The sequence below is a fragment of the Cellulosimicrobium sp. BMG9.22 genome, from assembly GCF_059159975.1.
This window is the reverse complement of record NZ_JBZGBY010000031.1, coordinates 1-19,973: the sequence shown is the minus strand read 5'-3', so window position 1 is coordinate 19,973 and position 19,973 is coordinate 1. Positions and strand designations below refer to the sequence as shown.

Annotated in this window: 13 protein-coding genes; 12 read left to right on the top strand and 1 reads right to left on the bottom strand. The window is 72.7% G+C overall.

Annotated features, from left to right (window positions below):
* The first annotated feature begins 227 nt into the window (after positions 1-227).
* The 10 genes from AC4H2H_RS16900 to AC4H2H_RS16855 all read left to right on the top strand — a co-directional run bounded on the left by AC4H2H_RS16900 (position 228) and on the right by AC4H2H_RS16855 (position 16,472).
* Positions 228-935 (top strand): hypothetical protein, encoded by a 708-nt coding sequence (locus AC4H2H_RS16900; protein ID WP_494371984.1) that lies wholly within the window; start codon positions 228-230, stop codon positions 933-935.
* Positions 936-976: 41 nt separating this feature from the next.
* On the top strand, positions 977-1,984 hold the full coding sequence (locus tag AC4H2H_RS16895) for a sugar phosphate isomerase/epimerase family protein (protein WP_494371983.1): 1,008 nt from the start codon (positions 977-979) through the stop codon (positions 1,982-1,984).
* Between the two features lie 241 nt (positions 1,985-2,225).
* Positions 2,226-3,476: a Gfo/Idh/MocA family protein gene (locus tag AC4H2H_RS16890; RefSeq protein WP_494371982.1), complete on the top strand. Its 1,251-nt coding sequence runs from the start codon at positions 2,226-2,228 to the stop codon at positions 3,474-3,476.
* Positions 3,473-5,104, top strand: a complete 1,632-nt coding sequence (locus tag AC4H2H_RS16885) for a sugar ABC transporter ATP-binding protein (RefSeq protein WP_494371981.1) — start codon at positions 3,473-3,475, stop codon at positions 5,102-5,104. Before AC4H2H_RS16890 ends, AC4H2H_RS16885 begins: the two co-directional genes overlap by 4 nt.
* A complete protein-coding gene (locus AC4H2H_RS16880) occupies positions 5,101-6,147 on the top strand; it encodes an ABC transporter permease (protein ID WP_494371980.1) in 1,047 nt (348 codons plus the stop codon). The genes AC4H2H_RS16885 and AC4H2H_RS16880 overlap by 4 nt, the downstream gene beginning before the upstream one ends.
* Positions 6,144-7,226 carry an ABC transporter permease gene (locus AC4H2H_RS16875; protein WP_494371979.1) on the top strand — a complete coding sequence of 361 codons (1,083 nt, stop codon included), beginning with the start codon at positions 6,144-6,146 and terminating at the stop codon, positions 7,224-7,226. Before AC4H2H_RS16880 ends, AC4H2H_RS16875 begins: the two co-directional genes overlap by 4 nt.
* A gap of 132 nt (positions 7,227-7,358) precedes the next feature.
* Positions 7,359-8,585: a substrate-binding domain-containing protein gene (locus AC4H2H_RS16870; RefSeq protein ID WP_494371978.1), complete on the top strand. Its 1,227-nt coding sequence runs from the start codon at positions 7,359-7,361 to the stop codon at positions 8,583-8,585.
* Between the two features lie 214 nt (positions 8,586-8,799).
* A complete protein-coding gene (locus AC4H2H_RS16865; protein ID WP_494371977.1) occupies positions 8,800-9,738 on the top strand; it encodes a sugar phosphate isomerase/epimerase family protein in 939 nt (312 codons plus the stop codon).
* Between the two features lie 106 nt (positions 9,739-9,844).
* A complete protein-coding gene (locus AC4H2H_RS16860) occupies positions 9,845-15,445 on the top strand; it encodes a ThuA domain-containing protein (RefSeq protein WP_494371976.1) in 5,601 nt (1,866 codons plus the stop codon).
* Positions 15,446-15,584: 139 nt separating this feature from the next.
* Positions 15,585-16,472 (top strand): hypothetical protein, encoded by an 888-nt coding sequence (locus tag AC4H2H_RS16855; RefSeq protein WP_494371975.1) that lies wholly within the window; start codon positions 15,585-15,587, stop codon positions 16,470-16,472.
* 51 nt (positions 16,473-16,523) lie between these two features.
* Here the strand turns inward: AC4H2H_RS16855 and AC4H2H_RS16850 are convergent, their stop codons facing one another.
* Positions 16,524-17,111: a GNAT family N-acetyltransferase gene (locus AC4H2H_RS16850; protein WP_494371974.1), complete on the bottom strand. Its 588-nt coding sequence runs from the start codon at positions 17,109-17,111 to the stop codon at positions 16,524-16,526.
* 81 nt (positions 17,112-17,192) lie between these two features.
* On the opposite strand from AC4H2H_RS16850, the gene AC4H2H_RS16845 reads away from it, so the two are divergent.
* Together AC4H2H_RS16845 and AC4H2H_RS16840 are read left to right on the top strand one after the other, a co-directional pair.
* The gene (locus AC4H2H_RS16845; RefSeq protein ID WP_494371973.1) at positions 17,193-17,987 is read left to right on the top strand and encodes a LamB/YcsF family protein; all 795 of its coding nucleotides are present in this window, start codon (positions 17,193-17,195) and stop codon (positions 17,985-17,987) included.
* Complete coding sequence (locus AC4H2H_RS16840) at positions 17,984-19,678, top strand: 5-oxoprolinase subunit B/C family protein (protein ID WP_494371972.1); 1,695 nt, start codon at positions 17,984-17,986, stop codon at positions 19,676-19,678. The genes AC4H2H_RS16845 and AC4H2H_RS16840 overlap by 4 nt, the downstream gene beginning before the upstream one ends.
* Positions 19,679-19,973: the final 295 nt, after the last annotated feature.

The window sequence follows — 19,973 nt, the reverse complement described above, 5'->3', positions numbered from 1 at the left end:
GTGCGGACGGCCCATCGGCCGGGCTGACCGGACGCTGCCCGCACGACGAGCACGACGGGGACCTCCGGGTCCTCGGCCCCGGCGCCCGGGTGCGGGCGCTCCGGCCCGGCGCCGGGGCACCCCGGGGGTCTGCGACCCCCGGCCACGCACGACCGACCTACCGACGACGTCCGGCCACGGCCGACGCCCGCCCGACACGTAGTCCGACACGACGAGGTGAAGCCCCGATGTCCCGTTCCTCGCTACCCAGACCCCGGCTCCGGCGCGCCGCGACGTCAGCCTCTCCCGCCCGGGTGCTCGGCGCTCTCCTGGCCACGATGCTCGGTGCCGTGCTCGTCGTGATGGGCCTCGTCGGTCCGGCGACGGCGCACGGCGGCGACGTCGTCATCTCGCTCGGTACCGACGGGCAGGGCGGCATCTCTGCGAACCTCACGTGGAAGATCGACGGCCACCCCGTCGAGGAGGCCGCCGACGTCACGGTGACCGCGCAGTCCGCCGACGGCGAGACGGTCGGGCCGCTGACGCTCATGTCCGCCTCCGAGGGCGTCGGCTGGTACACGTCCGACCCCGGTGTCCTCGCCGAGGGCAACTGGACCCTCACGGCGACCATCACCACGCCCGCGGAGACGACGGCGACCGCGCAGGTCGACGTCGTGCCCCTCCCCGAGCCGGACCAGGCCGACGAGGGCGAGTCCGCCGAGGACGCGGCAGCGGCGGGGGAGCCTGCCGCCGAGGGCGACCCGTCCGGCGACGGCGAGGCAGCCGACGGCGCGACCGACGACGGCGGCACGAACGCCGGCGTGTGGATCGCCGTCGCCGTGGTCGCCGCGCTCCTGCTCGCGGGCGCCGTCGTCGTCGTGCGCCGTCGTTCCGGCGGGTCCGGCCCGACCTCCGGGACCGGCTCCCGCCCCCTGACCAGCACGTCCGCCCGGTGACCCCGGGTACCTCACCGAGATCGACCGAAGGAGACACGACCATGGCACGACCGATCACCCTCTTCACCGGCCAGTGGGCCGACCTGCCGTTCGAGGAGGTGGCCCGGCTCGCGTCCGGATGGGGTTACGACGGGCTCGAGATCGCCTGCTGGGGCGATCACCTCGACCCGTGGCGGTGGGACGACGAGGAGTACGTCCAGGGCAAGCTCGACCTGCTCGCGAAGTACGACCTCAAGGTCTACGCGATCTCGAACCACCTCAAGGGCCAGGCGGTCTGCGACGACCCGATCGACCAGCGTCACCGCGACATCCTGCCCGACGTGGTGTGGGGCGACGGCGACCCCGAGGGCGTGCGCCGGCGCGCCGCGGAGGAGATGAAGAACACGGCTCGCCTCGCCGCGAAGCTGGGCGTGAAGACGGTCGTCGGGTTCACGGGCTCGTCGATCTGGAAGTACGTCGCGATGTTCCCGCCGGCCTCGCAGGAGATGATCGACGCCGGCTACCAGGACTTCGCCGACCGCTGGAACCCGATCCTCGACGTGTTCGACGAGGTGGGCGTGCGGTTCGCGCACGAGGTGCACCCGAGCGAGATCGCGTACGACTACTGGACGACGGTCCGCACGCTCGAGGCGATCGGGCACCGCGAGGCGTTCGGCCTCAACTGGGACCCGAGCCACATGGTCTGGCAGGACATCGACTCGGTGAGCTTCCTGTGGGACTTCAAGGACCGCATCTACCACGTGGACTGCAAGGACACGAAGAAGCGCATGGGCAACGGCCGCAACGGCCGCATGGGCTCGCACCTCGCGTGGGCGGACCCGCGCCGCGGCTGGGACTTCATCTCCACCGGCCACGGGGACGTGCCGTGGGAGGACGCGTTCCGGATGCTCAACACCATCGGCTACGACGGCCCGATCTCGGTCGAGTGGGAGGACGCGGGCATGGACCGCCTCGTCGGGGCGCCGGCGGCGCTCGAGTTCGTCAAGAAGTACGCCTTCGACGCCCCGGAGGCGGCGTTCGACGCTGCGTTCTCCGCGAAGCGCGACTGACCCACGGCGCCGCGGGACACCGCGGCGCAGCAGCTCTCCCGTCCGGACGGCGACTCCGGACGGACGGGTGGGGAGAGAGTCCGACACGCCACCGCCCTCGGTCGCAGCCGCGCCGGGGGCGGTGGCGTGTCGTCGTGCGGTGAGTCCCCACATTTGTTTTGCGATTCGAGTTATTTAACCGTGACGAGAAATGTTCGGCTTTTGCTTGACGCTCGTCAGAAGTGCCCCTACGTTGTGATCCATGCGAGCCGACGACGTCGCGCAGGATGTGCGCACCCCGGTACTGGAGCCGGACGCGCCCTTCCCGACAGCGACCACACCAGGGGCCACCACGGCGGCCCGACGGACCTTCCCCACGAGCGCACCCGACGACGGCGCACTGCCCGCCGCGGGCTACCGCGCCGGCATCCTCGGGGCCGGCTTCATGGGGGGAGTGCACGCCCGTGCGATCCGCACCGGCGGGGGCCAGGTCGTCGCCGTCGCGGCAGCGGACCTCGACGCGGCGCGCGAGGCCGCGCCGGGCATGGGGGCGCTCCGGGCGGCACGCTCGGCGGAGGAGGTCATCGCCGACCCCGAGATCGACGTCGTCCACGTCTGCACGCCCAACCACCTGCACGTGCCCCTCGCACGCGCGGCGCTCGCCGCCGGCAAGCACGTCGTGTGCGAGAAGCCGCTCGCGATCGACGTCGCGGGCGCCGTCGAGCTCGCCGGTCTCGCAGCCGATGCCCGCGCGGCCGACGGCCGTGTCGCCGTCGTCCCGTTCGCCTACCGCTTCCACCCGATGGTCCGCGAGGCGCGCGAGCGCGTGCGGCGCGGCGAGGTCGGGGCCGTCTCGCTGGTCCACGGCTCGTACCTGCAGGACTGGCTCCTGCGTGACTCCGACGACAACTGGCGCGTCGACCCGGCCCTCGGCGGCTCCAGCCGCGCGTTCGGCGACATCGGCTCGCACTTCTGCGACCTGCTCGAGTTCACCACCGGGCAGCGCATCGTCCGGCTCGTCGCGCAGTCCGCGACCGTCAACCCGCGCCGGCGCGGCGCGGACGGCGTCGAGCACGCGGTCGCGACGGAGGACGCCGTGACGCTCCAGTACCAGACGGACGGCGGTGCGCTCGGGACCGCGGTGATCTCCCAGGTCTCGGCGGGCCGCAAGAACCGCCTCTACCTGGAGATCTCCGGGTCGGAGTCGACGCTGTCGTTCGACCAGGAGCAGCCCGAGACGCTCTGGGAGGGGCGCCGTGACGCGTCCCGCGTCCTCGTGCGCGACCCCGAGGCGCTCTCGACGGCGGCCGCCCGCTACTCGCGCCTTCCCGCGGGGCACGCGCAGGGCTACCAGGACTGCTTCGACGCGCTCGTCGCCGACACGGCGACGGCCATCGGCGGCACCGTCCCGGACGGGCTGCCCACGTTCGACGACGGTCTGCGCGCCGCGCGCCTCGCGGCGGCCGTCGCCGAGTCCGTGCGCTCCGGAGGATGGGTAGAGGTGACGTCATGACCGCAACGACCACGCGCGAGCCCCGGCCCCCGGCCGCGGGGGACGGCGGCGGCGAGCCGATCCTGCGCCTGCGGGGGATCGGCAAGGAGTTCTTCGGCAACTCCGTGCTGCGGAGCATCGACCTCGACGTGCGGCCCGGCGAGGTCCACGCGCTCGTCGGGGAGAACGGCGCCGGCAAGTCGACGCTCATGAAGATCATCGCGGGCGTGCACCGCCCCGACGCGGGCACGATCGAGCTCGACGGTGCGACCACCACGTTCGCGTCCCCGCTCGCCGCCCAGCACGCCGGGGTGTCGACCGTCTTCCAGGAGTTCAACCTCCTGCCGGAGCGGTCCGTCGCGGAGAACGTGTACCTCGGGCGCGAACCGCGGCGTGCCGGGCTCGTCGACGCCCGGCGCATGCACGCCGACACGACCGCGCTGCTCGCCGACCTCGGGCTCACGGGCCTCACGTCGTGGACGCGCGTCGGGTCGCTCTCGGTCGCGCAGCAGCAGATCGTCGAGATCGTCAAGGCCGTCTCCTACGACGCACGCATCATCTCGATGGACGAGCCGACCGCGGCGCTCGCGGACCAGGAGGTCGAGCTCCTCTACGAGCTCGTGCTCCGGCTCAAGGAGCGCGGGGTCGCGATCCTCTACGTGTCGCACCGGCTCAAGGAGATCTTCGACCTCTGCGACACCATCACGGTGCTCAAGGACGGCAACCACGTCCTCACCACGCCGACGGCGGACATCGACGCCGACGGCCTCGTGCGGACCATGGTCGGGCGCGACTTCGCCGGCTACTTCCCGGACAAGGACCCGTCGACCCTCCCCGGCGACGTGCTCCTCGCGCTCGAGGGCGCCGGGAACACCCAGGTCGACGACGTGTCGCTCGAGGTTCGCGCGGGCGAGATCGTCGCGCTCGCCGGCCTCCAGGGCTCCGGCCGCACAGAGATCGCGCACGGCATCTTCGGGGTCGCGGGCTTCACGCGCGGCCGCGTCCTGGTCGGCGGTCGCCCGGTCGACGTCCGGTCGCCGCGGCAGGCGGTGGGCGAGGGCCTCGCCCTCGTCACCGAGGACCGCAAGGCCGAGGGGCTCGCGCTCGGCCAGTCGATCCTCGCGAACGCCCGCCTCGTGCTCGACGCCGTGGTCCCCGGCAAGGCTGACCGGCGCGCGAAGCGCATCCCCGGGATCCTCTCCTCGCTCGAGCTCGTCGCGAGCTCGCAGGAGGCCGAGGTCCAGTACCTGTCGGGCGGCAACCAGCAGAAGGTCGTCCTCGCGAAGTGGCTCGTCACGGACCCGCAGGTCATCGTGCTCGACGAGCCGACGCGCGGCATCGACGTCGGCGCCAAGCGCGCGGTCTACGACCTCATGCGCGAGCTCACGGCGAGCGGCGTGGCCGTCCTGTTCATCTCCTCGGAGCTGCCCGAGGTCGTCGCGATGGCGGACCGCATCCTCGTGATGCGCGACGGCCGGCTCGCGGGCGAGCTGCCCGCGGGCAGCGACGAGGAGACCGTCATGGCGCTCGCGACCGGCGCAGGCGACGACACCGCCGACGCGTCGGGCGAGCACGTGCACGTCGACCTCGACGCCGTCGCGCACGCCCACTCGATCCCCGCGCACCACGAACCGAAGGAGGACCGATGAGCACCGCGGTCGCGACCGCCGCCTCCACCGCGCGCCGCGCGCCCTCGCGCCGGCACCGCCTGGGGTCGACGGAGATCGTCTACCTCGCTCTCGTCGGGATCCTCGTGATCGCCGGCGTGCTCGTCGCCGTCGGCGGCGGCAACCTGTTCAGCACGGCCAACACGGCGTACATGCTCACGCAGACGAGCCTGCTCGGGTTCGTCGCGATCGGGCAGACGTTCGTCATCCTGTGCAAGTCGCTCGACCTGTCCGTCGGGTACGTCGTCGCACTGAGCTCGATCGTCGGCGCGACGGCCATGGCGGGCGACCCGTCCCGGGTCTGGATGGGCGTCCTCGCCGCGGTCGGCGTGGCGGCGGTGGTCGGACTCGTCAACGGGCTCGTGATCACCAAGCTCCGGGTCAACTCGTTCATCGCGACGCTCGGCGTCGGGCTCATCATCAAGGGCTACCTCGACACCCAGTTCAAGGGCCCGGCCGGCGACGTCCCCGCCTCGTTCCAGATGTTCGGGTACACACGCGTGGGTCCCGTGCCGGTCTCGACGATCGTCATGCTGCTCGTCGCGGCGGTCGGCGTCGTCCTGCTGACGCGCACCCGGCCCGGCTACCACATGTTCGCCGTCGGGGGCAGCACCGACGTCGCGCGCCTCTCGGGCATCCGGACGGACCGGACGCTGATCCTCGCGCACGTCCTGTGCTCGGTGTGCGCGGGCGTCGCCGGTCTGCTCATCGCGGCACGCTTCGGCACCGGGAACGCGCTCGTCTACTCCTACGGGCTCGACCTCGACTCCATCGCGGCGGTCGTGCTCGGCGGCACGCTGCTCATGGGTGGGCGCGGCTCGGTCGTCGGGACGGTGGGGGGCGTGCTCATCCTCGCCGTGCTCGACACCGTCTTCAACGTGCTCGACGTCGACCCGTTCTTCAAGGACGTCCTGCGCGGCGTCATCATCATCGCCGCCGTCGCGCTCTACGCCCGGCGCCAGATCGACCCGGCGAGCAGCCGGGCCCGCTTCCGCCCCACCCGCACTGGAGGTGCGTCCGCATGACCACCGACGCCCCGCGCCGGACGATCCCGGCGCGCGCCCCGCGCGCCGGCTGGCTCGAGCGCCTCACCGCGGGCGGGAGCTGGACCGTGTTCGCCCTGCTCGTCCTCGTGTTCGTCGTGATCCTCGTGATGAACCCGTCGTTCGGCGAGCCGATGACGCTCATGGCCTTCGTCAAGAAGGCGGCACCGCTGATCATCCTCGCGATCGGCCAGTACTTCGTCATCGTGTCCGGCGAGTTCGACCTCTCCGTGGGTTCGCTCGTCGGTGCCCAGGTCGTCATCGCGGCCAAGCTCATGGACGGCGACGAGGCGATGACGTGGCCCGTCATGGCGCTCATGATCGGGTTCGGCCTCGCGGTCGGGCTCGTCAACGGGCTCGTGACGACGCTCCTCAAGGTCCCGTCGTTCATCACGACGCTCGGCATGATGCTCGTCCTGTACGGCGCGATCCGGCTGTGGACCGGCGGCGCACCCACCGGGGCCCTCACCGAGGGCTTCCGGATGTGGGGCCGTGGCGGCATCCCCGACACCCCGGGTCAGTTCCAGGTGCCGTACGCGCTGCTCGTGGTCGTGGTCCTGGGCGTGCTCGCGGCGCTGCTCATGCGCCGCCCGTTCGGCCGCACCCTCGTCGCCACGGGCGACAACGACGTCGCGGCCTCGTACTCCGGCTCTCCCGTGTGGTGGGTGCGGACCCGGGCGTTCCTGCTCTCGGGCTTCATGGCGACGGCCGCCGCGATCCTCATCGGCGGGTACGCCGGCGTCACCGCCCAGGTGGGCCAGGGGCTCGAGTTCATGGCGATCACCGCCGTCGTGCTCGGCGGCGTGGTCCTCGGGGGCGGGCGCGGGACCGTGATCGCCGCGATGGCGGGTGCGCTGACCCTCGAGGCGCTGTTCACGCTGTTCAACCAGCTCAGCCTCCCCTCGACGATCCGGCCCGCCGTCCAGGGCGTGATCATCATCGCGGCCGTCGCCTACGCGGCCCTGCCGCGCCGGCCCCGGCGCCGCTCCTCGACCCCCGAGACCCCGCCTGCCGCGGGCCCGACCACCGCACCGAAGGAGCCCGCCCCAGCGAACGCCTGACGACTGCCGGTCGGCCGTGCCCGGGTCCGGCGACTCCGCGAGCGCACGACGACGACCCTTCCGATCACCATCCCCTTCGCAACTTCCCCCGCACCCTGCGGGACGACGACGTCTCACCAAGGAGAGAAGGACATGCGACGTACACGAGCACTCCTGGCCGGCGCGGCGGTAGCCACGCTGTTCCTCACGGCCGCCTGCACCACCGACACGCCCACCGAGCCCGGCGAGGGCGAGACCTCGGCCGAGGAGAGCCCCGCGAGCGAGGAGTCCGGCGGCGCCGACTCCGAGTGGTTCGTCCAGGCCGACTACGACCGCCAGCTCGCCCAGCGCGAGGTCGTGCCCGAGGGCCCGGCCGACCAGCCGTGGCTCCAGGCCATCGAGCCGGAGAACGTGGACACGGCCGAGTTCGCGAGCGCGGAGGGCGGCAACACGCTCTGCTTCTCGAACGCTTCGGTCTCCAACCCGTGGCGCGTGACGGGCTTCATCACCATGCAGCAGCAGGTCGAGGTGCTCCAGGCCGAGGGTGTCATCGGCGAGTTCCGGGTCTCGGACGCGGCCGACGACGACAACAAGCAGATCTCCGACATCCAGGCGTTCGTGGCCGCCGGCGACTGCGACGCGATCATCATCTCGCCGTCGACCACCGCGACGCTCACGCCCGCGGTCGAGGCGGCGTGCGAGTCCGGCAAGCCGGTCATCGTCTTCGACCGTGGCGTCGAGACCGACTGCATGGTGACGTTCATCCACCCGATCGGCGGCTACGCCTACGGCGCCGACGGCGCCGAGTTCCTCGTCGAGAACCTCGACCCGGGCTCGAAGGTCCTCGCGCTGCGCATCCTGCCCGGCGTGGACGTGCTCGAGAACCGCTGGGCCGCGGCAGACAAGATCTTCTCCGAGTCGGACCTCGAGGTCGTGGGCGCCGAGTTCACCGGTGGCGACGGCGCGAAGATCAAGGACATCGTCACGCAGTACCTCCAGCGCGGCGACGTCGACGGCATCTGGATGGACGCGGGCGACGGCGCGGTCGCGGCCGTCGAGGCGTTCGAGGACGCCGGCAAGCCCTACCCGGTCTTCATGGGTGAGGACGAGATGAGCTTCATGCGCAAGTGGAAGGAGACGGACATGACCGCGATCAGCGCGGTGTACTCCAACTTCCAGTGGCGCACGCCGATCCTCGCGGCCCAGATGATCTGGGCGGGCGAGCAGGTGCCGTCCGAGTGGGTCCTGCCGCAGGCGCCCATCGAGGCCGAGGAGCTGGACGCGTACCTCGAGGCGAACAAGGACATGCCGTCCCTGCACTACGCGAAGTTCGGTGGCGAGGACCTGCCCGGGTTCCCCGAGGCCTGGACCGACCGCTGACCGGTCCGCAGCAGCGGACCTGACGGTCCGCCGATCCACCTCGGTCCGGCCCACCCGGGCCGGACCACCCAGGGGCCGCCCGGTCGTCGTCCGACCGGCCGGGCGCCCCGCCCCGCAGCCCGACGGCGTGGTGCACTCCCTCCGGGAGGCGCGCCACGGCGTCGGGCACGGGAGCGGGACGGCCGAGTGCTCGGACCCGACGATTGAGAGCGACGTGGCTCTTCCCTCCCCGCCTGCCCAGACCTCGACCGACCGCTCCGACGACCCGGCCGGGGTGGCGCTGCGCCCGCGCGCTATCGGCGTCAACACCTGGGTCTGGACGTCCCCGCTGACCGACGACGCCCTGCGCGGGATCGCGCCCCGCGTCGCGGACTGGGGCTTCGAGGTCCTCGAGCTGCCGGTGGAGAACCCGGGCGAGTGGGACCCCGGGACCGCCGCGACGGTCCTCGCGGACCACGGCCTCGCCGCGAGCGTGTCGCTCGTCATGGGCGACGGCCGTGAGCTCGTCGGGACCGACGCGGCGACCGTCCGCTCGACCCAGGACTACCTGCGCCACGTCGTCGACGTGGCCCGGACCGTCGGCGCCCCGGTGATCGGGGGACCGGCCTACGCGTCCGTGGGCCGGACCTGGCGCCTGACCGGCGCCGAGCGCGAGGCCGCGTACGACGAGCTCGCCGAGAACCTCGCGCCGGTCGTCCAGCACGCGATCGACGCCGGCGTCGTCGTCGGGCTCGAGCCGCTCAACCGCTACGAGACGAGCCTCGTCAACACGGTCGACCAGGCGCTGGAGATCGTGCGGCGCCTGCCCGCGGCCGGGATCGGCCTCATGCTCGACGTCTATCACATGAACATCGAGGAGACGGACCTGCCCGCGGCGATCGCCCGCGCGGGAGACCGGATCGCCCACGTCCAGGTGTGCGGCAACGACCGCGGCGCGCCGGGGAACGATCACATCGACTGGCCCGCGTTCCTCGGCGCGCTCGACGCGGCCGGGTACGACGGGCCCCTCGTCATCGAGTCGTTCACGGCCGAGAACGCGACGATCGCGACGGCCGCCTCGATCTGGCGGCCGCTGGCGCCCACCCAGGACGCCCTCGCCGTCGACGGCCTCACCTACCTGAAGGGACTGATGCCCACGCCGGAGCACCCGTAGCCGTAGTCGCACCACGACCGTCGGCGCCGGCACGCCGCGGGATGACGACCACCCTGCCCGGACGACGACGCCCGGGCCCGCACGTCATGCCCCTGGAGGCACAACGATGACCGCAGCACGACGTCCCCGCAGGGGGAGGACCGTCGCGGCCCTGACCATCGCAGCGCTGGCGTTCACGCTCGCGCCGACGACGATGGCCACGGCCGCCGACGAACCGCAGGCAGCCGATGAGGAGAGCAAGGTCCTCATCTTCACCAAGACGACCCAGTTCCGGCACACCGAGGCGATCACGCAGGGCACCCCGGCGCTCGAGGCGGCGTTCGCCGAGGTCGGGATCGCGTCCGACCACACGGAGGACTCGACGGTCTTCACCGACGAGAACCTCGCCCAGTACGACGCCCTGGTGATGTTCCAGACCTCGGGCGACCCGTGGAACGCGGACGAGAAGGCGGCGCTCGAGCGCTACCAGCAGGCGGGCGGTGGCATCGTCGCCATCCACAACGCCACGGACATGCGTGGGAGCTACGCGTGGTGGGACGACATGATCGGGGCGCTCATGCCCGGTCACGCCGCCACCGGCAGCAGCCCCGGCCTGCCCGGCACCGTGCGCGTCGAGGACCGCACGCACCCGTCGACCGAGCACCTGCCCCAGCGCTGGGAGCGCGCGGACGAGTGGTACAACTACTCGGCGAACGTGCGCGGCGGCGCGCACGTGCTCGCCACGATGGACGAGTCGACGTACGACGCGGGCGGCAACAAGATGGGCGCCGACCACCCGATCTCGTGGTGCAAGCCGTACGACGGCGGTCGTGCCTGGATGACCGGCATGGGCCACTTCGGCGCGCACTACACGGACGAGCCCGACCTCGTCCAGCACATCGTCGGCGGCGTGCAGTGGGCCGCGGGCCTCGTCGAGGGCGACTGCGGCGGGACGGACTGGGGCTCGTTCGAGAAGATCGCGCTCGACACGAACACGAGCGCGCCCTTCGGCATGGACGTCGCGCCCGACGGCCGCGTGTTCTACACGGAGCTCGTGCGCGGGCAGATCCGCGTGTACGACCCGCGGACGCAGAACACGACGACCGCGGTCACGATCCCGGTCTACTCGGGTGGTGAGGACGGGCTCCTCGGCATCGCGCTCGACAAGGACTTCGCGACCAACGGGTACCTCTACCAGTACTACGCGCCCGCGAGCTCGAACGACTCCGACCCGGCGAACTTCTTCAGCCGCGTCTCGCGCTTCACCGTGACGTCGAGCGGTCCGGGTGCGACCATCATCGACCCGGCGTCGGAGAAGGTGCTCCTGGAGATCCCGGCGCGCCGCCTGCCCGACGAGCCCGGTCACACGGGCGGCGGGCTGATCGTCGACCCGGTGTCCGGTGACCTGTACATCGGCGTCGGCGACGACGTGAACCCGCACTCGGAGCCGTCGGGCGGCTACGCGCCGCTGTCCGAGCGTGACGGGACGTTCCACGACGCGCGTGCGACGTCGGCGAACACGAACGACCTGCGCGGCAAGGTGCTGCGCGTCCACCCCGAGGACGACGGTACGTACTCGATCCCCGAGGGGAACCTCTTCGCACCGGGCACCGAGAAGACGCTGCCCGAGATCTACGCGATGGGCTTCCGCAACCCGTTCCGGTTCACCATCGACCCCGCGACGGGCAACCTCGGCGTGGCCGACTACTCGCCGGACAACGGGTCGGACAACATGGCCAACCGCGGCCCGGCGGGCATCGGGGAGTGGAACCTCGTCAAGGAGCCCGGCTTCTTCGGCTGGCCGCTGTGCATGGGGAACAACGAGCCGTTCCGCGACGTGGACTACCGGACGAACCCCGTCACGGTCGGTGACTTCTTCGACTGCGACGCCCCGGTCAACGACTCCGTGCGCAACACGGGCCTGACCGAGCTGCCCCCGGCCCAGCCCGCGGACATGTTCTACGGCGCCCAGCGCACCTCTGCGCCCGGCGTGATCAACGCCGGCGGCGGTGTCGCGCCCATGGGCGGGCCGTTCTACCAGTTCGACCCGGAGCTCGACTCCGACACGAAGTTCCCCGAGTACTACGACGGCAAGCCCTTCTTCTACGAGTGGGCCCGCAACAAGATGTACTCGATCGACCTCAAGGACCCGGGCGCCGAGCCCGGTGTCTCGGACGTGGAGAAGGTCAACCCGTTCCTCCCGGAGGAGGAGTTCCTCGCGCCGATCGACTCGAAGTTCGGGCCGGACGGCTCGATGTACGTCCTCGACTGGGGCGGCGGCTACGGCCGCGACAACCCGAGCTCGGGCCTGCACCGGATCGACTACCTGACCGGGTCCCGGTCGCCGGCGGCGAAGCCCGTCGCGGCTCCCGACTCGGGGCACGCCCCGCTGGAGGTCACGTTCGACGGGACCGGCAGCACGGACCCCGAGAGCGAGGAGCTCACGTACGCGTGGGACTTCGACGGTGACGGGACCACGGACTCGATCGACGTCTCGCCGACGTTCACCTACACGGAGAACGGCGTCTACGACGCCCGCCTGACGGTCACGGACCCGGCCGGCAAGGTCGGTACGGCGACCGTGCCGATCACGGTCGGCAACACGCGGCCCGAGGTCGACTTCGGCCTGCCGCCGACGGGCGCGTTCTTCAACTTCGGCGACGCGATCACGTGGGACGTCGCGGTGACGGACGCCGAGGACTCGCCGGACGGGGACGCGATCGCCGACGAGCAGGTCATCATCCAGCCCGCGCTCGGGCACGACGCGCACGCGCACCCGGCCGAGCCGCTGCACGGGCGGACGGGCACGGTGCAGACGAGCCTGGGCGGCGGTCACAGCGAGGACATGAACGTCTTCTACGTGATCGACGCCCGCTACACCGACAACGGCGGCGAGGGCGAGGTGCCCGCGCTCACGGGGTCGGACACGACACTCATCTTCCCGAAGAAGCGCGAGGCCGAGTTCACCGCGGCGTCGGACGGCACCACGACGATCCCGAGCCGGGACGTCGAGGGCGGCGGATCCGTCATCACCGGCTCCAACGGGTCCTGGGCGTCGTACGACCCGGTCAGTCTGTACGGGGTCGAGGCGCTGAACCTGCGGGTCGCCGCGGCGACGGAAGGCACGATCGAGCTGCGTCGTGGCGCGCCGGACGGCGAGCTCCTCGGCACCGCCGAGGTCCCGCAGACCGGTCTGGGCACGTTCACCGACGTCCGCGTCGAGACGATCGACCCGATGGAGCCGTTCACGCTCTACGTGGTCTTCCCCGGTGAGGGCGAGCGTCGTCTCAACTTCATCGAGGCGGACGGCAAGGCCGTGTCGGACACAACCCGACCGAAGGTCCGCATCACCGCCCCCGAGGCGGGCGTGCGGCTCGAGCAGGGGGAGATGGCCGTCACGGCGGAGGCCGAGGACACCGAGAACACGGTCACCCAGGTCGAGTTCTTCGTCGACGGCGAGTCGATCGGCACCGACACGGAGGCGCCGTACGAGGCGTCGTGGAACCCCACGGCGGACAACAACTACGAGCTGACCGCCGTGGCGACGAACGACAAGGCCCTGTACACGCGGTCCCGCATCGTGGTCGCCCAGGTCGGTGACCTGTTCGCCGGGATGAAGACGTACTCCAACGTCGACGGCGCGTTCGAGCAGCTTGCCGAGGGCAAGTACCTCATCACGTCCAAGGGCGCGAACATGTGGCAGGGCACCAACGAGTACTCGACCATCTATCGCGAGCAGGGCGGCGACGAGAACTGGTCGGCCACGGTGCGGATCAACAGCCAGGGCAACACCAACAACGGGGCCAAGGCCGGGATCATCGTCCGCAACGACGTCACCCAGACGTCGAGCTCGCCGGGCTACGCCGCCCTCGGCATCCGTCCGGGCGGCGGCTTCGAGTGGCTGCGCGGCAACGCCGCGGGGCAGCTCGCGACGTCAACGGCCGCCAGCTCGACGAGCTACCCGGCGTGGGTGCGGATCGTGCGTGACGGCGACCTCTACACCGCGTTCTGGAGCAAGGACGGCGAGAACTTCACGCAGATCGGCGAGCCGCAGGCCCTGCCGGGTGCGGCGGCCGTCCAGGACGTCGGCATGTTCGTCACCGCGCACGACGCGGTCGCGACGAGCGCCGTCGAGTTCCAGGACTTCGCGTTCGACGACGACCCGGTCGACCCGGGCGAGCCCGGTGAGGAGAACCCGCCGCAGTGCCTCGCGGAGGCCTCCGACGAGTTCGACGGCGACGCGCTCGACCCGCGGTGGACGGTCGTCCGCCAGGCCGAGGGCCAGCCGATCACCGTCGCCGACGGCCAGGCCGTCCTGCCCGTCGTGCAGGGCGACATCAACGAGGCCGTCACCGGGCCGATCAGCTACCTCGGGCAGCCCGCACCCACGGGTGCGTGGACGCTCGAGACCCAGCTGGACGTGCCGCTCGCGCGGCACTGGCAGCACGCCGGCCTCCTGGTCCACGTGAGCGACGACGAGTACACCAAGCTCGCGTTCACGAGGAACCAGAGCGGTGGTCGCTTCCTCGAGTTCCAGACCGAGACCGGCGGTTCCCGGACGTGGCACGGCCAGACGGACGTCGCGGCGGACTTCCCGTCGACGATCCACCTGCGCCTCGTCTCGGACGGCACGGCGATCACGGCCGCGTACTCGGCGGACGGGCAGGCGTGGACGGCGCTCGCGGGCTCCGCGCCCGTGAAGGCCGACGCCACGTTCGGCGTCATGGCCGGCGGAGACACGGCGGCGGCGGACTCGGTCGCGAAGGTCGACCACGTCCACGTCAGCGGTCTTGGGTCTGGCGACGGGTCCGACGACGGCGTGCGCGAGCCCGGCGACGAGTTCGAGGGCGACGCCCTCGACGGGTGCCGCTGGAACTCCGTGGTCCGCTACGACAGCTCCAAGGCCGTCGTCGCGGGCAGCGAGCTGCGGATCACCACCCAGCCGGGCGACATCCACGGCACCGCCAACGACGACCCGCGCAACTTCATCCTCCAAGAGGTCCCGGAGGGTGACTGGGTCGCCGAGACGCGGTTCAAGGCGCCGCTCGCGCACCGGTGGCAGTTCGCCGGCCTGCTGGCGTACGCCGACGACGACAACTACGTCAAGGCGAACGTCGTTGCGAAGAACGCTCCGGGAACCGCGCTGAACCTCGGCGCGGAGACCGTCTCGGAGAAGGGCGCCGCGTTCGGCGACGGTGGCAACCGTCAGCTGGAGCTCGCCGACTCGACCGAGTCCGGCTACTGGTACGTGCGCCTCGAGAAGGTGGGGAACACGTACCAGGGCTGGGTCAGCGACGGCGGCGTGAACTGGCAGCCGATCGGTGAGCCGGTGACCAACGACGTCCCGATGACGTCGGTCGGTCTCGTGGCCGTCGGCCCGGAGCAGGAGACGCCGGTCACGGTGGCGTTCGACTGGTTCCGCCTCACGACGGAGACCGAGCCGGAGCCCACGGTCGACGTCGAGGTCACCGCCTCGGCCCGCTGCCTCGCGGGCAAGGCGTACCTCGCGGTGCGCGCGACGAACGCCGACGAGGCGCCCGTCGCGATCACCCTGACCACGCCGTTCGGCTCCAAGGAGTTCGGCGCGGTCGAGGTGGGTGCCAACGCCTACCAGTCGTTCGCGTCGCGCGCGACGTCGTTCGACGCCGGCACGGCGACGGTCACGGCGACCCTCGGTGAGGTCACGACCGAGGTCGAGGCGCCGCACGAGGCCGTGAGCTGCGGCTGACGGCAGCTGACGGATCCCGCCGGTGACGGGTGCGCTCTGCTCGTCACCGGCCCGTCACCCCGGTCCGCCGGCCCGGCCTCCACGGCCGGGCCGGCGGACCATTCCAGCGGTACACAGACCACAGGACGAGGAGCAGCACGTGGCACAGCGCACCGGCGCACGCCGACCCGCACCCACGGACGCCCGCAAGGGCGCACGGCCGGCATCGGGCGGAACGCGTGGAGGCGGGCGTGCCCAGCCTCCCGTGCCGCCGTCGGCCCGCTCCCGTCCTTCCGACCGGGGTGGTGCCGGCCACCCCGAACCCCGGCCACCGGCGCACGTCCGCGTGCGCCGGTGGCTCGTGGGCCTCGACGCCCGGGGTCGGGTGCTCCTCGTGCTGGGCGCCCTCGCCGTCGTGGCCGTCGTGGCCGTCGCGGTCGCGCTCGTCATGAACCTCACCCAGGACGACGACGGCGCGTCCGGCGCCCCCGCCGTCGACCCGGCGCGCGTCGCGGAGCTCGAGGCCGCGGAGGTCGCGCGCGACGCCGAGAACCTTGTCGCCTCGATCGACCACGCCCGACACGTCCAGAGCGAGCTCGTCCCGGTCCTGCACGGCCTGCACGCCGTGCTGCCGGTCGACGGCACGACCGCTGTCCCTGCCGACCCTGCGCAGGTCGGGGCCTGGAGCGAGACCGTCGACGCGCTCACCGCCGAGACCGAGTCCCTCCAGAGCGGCTCGTCCGAGCACAACATCGTCCGCAACGGCATGCTCACGTCCCTCGAGCTGGTCGGCGACACCCTCGACGCCGTCGGCCTCGCGAGCACCGCCGACGCCACGACGGCCCCGGACCTCTACGCGCTCGCGGGCGAGCTGCGCACGCGCGCCGTCGACACGTGGGGGCTGGCCGCGATCCAGCTCGACCTGCGCGCGACGTCGGGTGGTCAGGGGCACGTCCACGTGCTGCTGCCCGTGCACCCGGACGACGCGCTCGACGGTGGGCTCGACGTAGGGCACGGGGACGCCGGCGAGGAGCACGACGACCACTGACCGCCCACGGCCGTCGGCCGCGCCGGTGCCCCGCTCGCGCCGCGCCGCGCCTCAGTGCCGGGGGAGCGCCATCACGACGTCGGAGTGCGTCTCCCCGCCGACGACGTAGGTACGCCGGCCGACGACCTCGAAGCGGTGCTTGCGGTAGAAGGCCTGGGCACGCGCGTTGAGATCGTTGGTCCCGAGCCACACGCGCAGGCCCGGGCCGAGCCGCGCGGCCGCCTCCGTCGTCGCGGTCATGAGGACGCTCGAGACGCCCGTGCCCTGGGCCACCAGGTGCACGTAGATCTTGGAGAGCTCGACCGCCTCGCCGGGACCGACCGTCGCCGCGACCTCGGGGTCGTCGGGCACTCCCCGGGCGAGCAGCGCGTAGCCGAGGAGGCCCGCGCCGTCGTGCGCACCGCCGTCCGACGCGGACCTCACGAGGAGGAGCGCGTGGGCGGCGCTCGCGGCCCACGCGCGGAACCGCTCGGGCGAGAGCTGCGTCGCGACGTGCTCGGCGATCGCCTCGGGCGCCGTGCCCGGCGGGCACGCGAGCGGGAACGTCAGCGCGGCGAGGTCGGCGAGGGCCGGTGCGTCGTCGGCCGTGGCACGGCGAACGCGCACGGTCGCGGGAGCGGCGGTGAGGTCGTCGGGCATGCCCGCGAATCTACGCCCCGGCGCTGACGACGAGATCGGCCTCCGCCCCTGGCACGGGAGTGTTCCGGGCATGATGAGCAGGTGACGCGCATCGACCTCAACGCCGACCTCGGCGAGGGCTTCGGCCGCTGGACCCTCGCCGACGACGAGGCGCTGCTCGGCCTCGTGACCAGTGCCAACGTCGCGTGCGGGTTCCACGCCGGCGACCCGGCGACGATGCGGTCCGTGACGCGGGCCGCAGCCGCGCGCGGGGTGCGCGTGGGTGCCCACGTGAGCTACCGAGACCTCGCGGGCTTCGGGCGGCGATTCATGGACGTCGCCCCCGTCGACCTCGCGGCGGACGTCCTCTACCAGCTCGCCGCGCTCGACGGGCTCGCGCGCGTCGCGGGCGACCGCGTGCGCTACGTCAAGCCGCACGGCGCCCTGTACAACGCGATCGTCCACCACGAGGCACAGGCCCGCGCCGTCGTCGACGCGGTCCGCGACTACGACGCGACCCTCCCCGTGGTCGGTCTTCCCGGGTCCGCCGTCCTGCGGCTCGCGGAGGCCGCCGGTCTGCCGACGGTGCGTGAGGCGTTCGCGGACCGCGCGTACCTCCCGACCGGCGAGCTCGCCCCGCGCGGGACGCCGGGCGCAGTCCTGCACGACGCCGCGCAGGTCGCCGCCCGCGTCCTGGACCTCGTGACGACCGGGGCGGTCGTCACGGCGGACGGCACCCGGCTGCGCGTCGACGCGGACTCGGTGTGCGTGCACTCGGACACGCCCGACGCCGTGGGGCTGCTCGGCGAGGTGCGCCGGACGCTCGAGGAGGCGGGCGTCGTCGTGCGCGCGTTCGCGGACCCGCGGCACTCTCCCGTCGAGGGCACCGCGCGGTGACACGACCAGTGGGCGTCGCGCACGGCTACGGCGAGTCGGCGCTCCTCGTCGACCTGCCCCACCTCGACGCGGTCCGCTCGCTGCACCGCGCCCTCGTGCGCGACGTACCGCCTGGCGTCGTCGACGTCGTGCCCGCGGCACGCACGGTCCTCGTGCGCTGTGCGTCGCCCGAGGACGTCCGCGGCGCACAGGTGTGGGTGCGCGACGTCCTGCGACGTACCCCCCACGAGAGCACGGCGTCGACAGCGACCGGGCCGCGTGTCGAGATCCCGGTCGTCTACGACGGCGAGGACCTCGCAGACGTCGCCCGCTGGGCGGGCGTGAGCGTCGCCGAGGTGGTGGCCCGGCACGCGGGGCGCGAGTACGACGCGGCCTTCGGAGGGTTCGCGCCGGGCTTCACCTACCTCGTCGGCGTCGACCCCGTCATCGCGGCACCACGCCTCGCGTCGCCGCGCACGCACGTGCCGGCGGGGTCCGTCGCCCTCGCAGGCGAGCTCACCGCCGTCTACCCGGGGGTGTCCCCGGGAGGGTGGCGGCTCCTCGGCTCGACGACCGCGCGGATGTTCGACGTCGACCGCGACCCCCCGGCGCTCGTCGCACCCGGGACGCGCGTCCGGTTCGTCGTCGCCCGCGGCACGGCCCGGCTCGCCGCCGCCGTCGGCGCGGGAACGGGCTCGACGGCGGCTTCCCACCCGGTGGGCCCTGCCGGCCGGGTCGACCGGGTGGTCACGGCACCTCGGACCGGGGCGGGGACGAGCGACAGGGAGGTCCGCCGGCACGCCGCCGCGGGTGTGCGGACGGTCCCGGGGCGCACGGTCGAGGTCTTGAGGACCGGGCCGCTCGTCCTCGTCGAGGACGCGGGCCGCCCGGGTCTTGCGGCGATCGGCGTCGGGCCGTCGGGAGCGGCGGACCGCTCCTCTCATGGCCTCGCCAACCGGCTCGTGGCGAACCGTCCGGACGCCGCGACGCTCGAGGTGACGCTCGGCGGCCTCGCGCTGCGGTTCGACGGTGGCGCGCTCGTGGCGCTCGCCGGGGCGGCGGTCCCCGCGAGCGTGGACGGCACACCCGTCGGGATGCACGCACCGATCCCCGTGCGCGACGGCGGGGTGCTCCGGCTCGGCACGCCGGCGCGGGGTCTGCGCACGTACGTGGCGGTGCGTGGCGGCTTCGCGGCGGAGGTGGTGCTCGGGTCCCGCTCGCGGGACGTGCTGTCGGGGATCGGGCCGGCACCGCTGCGCGGAGGCGACGTGCTCGGGGTCGGGGTACCACCGACAGCTTCCTGGCCCGACCTCGACGTCGCGCCCGTCCGGCACGTGGCGGGGGAGCCGTTGCCGGGGGAGCGCGCGGGGGCGGTGCTCGAGGTGCTGCCGGCTCCGCGAGGGGACTGGTTCCCGCCGGGCGCGTGGAACGCGCTGCGGGCACTGCGCACCGTGACCCCGGACAGCAACCGCGTCGCGCTCCGCCTCGACGGGCAGGCCGTGCCCCGCCGAGCGGACGAGCTCCCCTCGGAAGGGCTGGTGCGCGGGGCGGTCCAGGTACCCCCGGACGGCCGACCCGTCGTGTTCCTCGCCGACCGGCCGGTCACCGGGGGCTACCCGGTGATCGGGGTGCTGCGCGACGTCGACGTCGATCGTGCGGCGCAGCTCCGGCCCGGAGACAGGGTGGTGCTCCGGGCCGTGCGGTCTCGCTAGGGCCGCCCGGCGAGGCCACGCATCGAGCGGCCCCGGCCGCGCCCGACGCCTGTGTCCCTGGTCACCGGGACCCGGCTTGACCGTGGCGCGCAGAGCCGCGTAATCTTCTGGATGTCCGCCTGACAGGGAGGAACAGACACCGACTCGAACGATCGAGGGTGGCTGGTCCCGGGGTCGGACTCCTTCCACCGCGATGACAGGGAAACTTGTCGTCGCATACTGGACCCCTCGGTCGTCCACGTCGCGCTCACTGCGCGAAGTTGGCAGGCCGGAGAGAACCTGGTAAGGTTGAAGG

Coding starts and splice junctions, on each gene's coding strand:
- AC4H2H_RS16850 (WP_494371974.1), bottom strand. CDS start 17,111: ATGCCCGACGACCTCACCGCCGCTCCCGCGACCGTGCGCGTTCGCCGT.
- AC4H2H_RS16870 (WP_494371978.1), top strand. CDS start 7,359: ATGCGACGTACACGAGCACTCCTGGCCGGCGCGGCGGTAGCCACGCTG.
- AC4H2H_RS16900 (WP_494371984.1), top strand. CDS start 228: ATGTCCCGTTCCTCGCTACCCAGACCCCGGCTCCGGCGCGCCGCGACG.
- AC4H2H_RS16890 (WP_494371982.1), top strand. CDS start 2,226: ATGCGAGCCGACGACGTCGCGCAGGATGTGCGCACCCCGGTACTGGAG.
- AC4H2H_RS16895 (WP_494371983.1), top strand. CDS start 977: ATGGCACGACCGATCACCCTCTTCACCGGCCAGTGGGCCGACCTGCCG.
- AC4H2H_RS16885 (WP_494371981.1), top strand. CDS start 3,473: ATGACCGCAACGACCACGCGCGAGCCCCGGCCCCCGGCCGCGGGGGAC.
- AC4H2H_RS16880 (WP_494371980.1), top strand. CDS start 5,101: ATGAGCACCGCGGTCGCGACCGCCGCCTCCACCGCGCGCCGCGCGCCC.
- AC4H2H_RS16860 (WP_494371976.1), top strand. CDS start 9,845: ATGACCGCAGCACGACGTCCCCGCAGGGGGAGGACCGTCGCGGCCCTG.
- AC4H2H_RS16875 (WP_494371979.1), top strand. CDS start 6,144: ATGACCACCGACGCCCCGCGCCGGACGATCCCGGCGCGCGCCCCGCGC.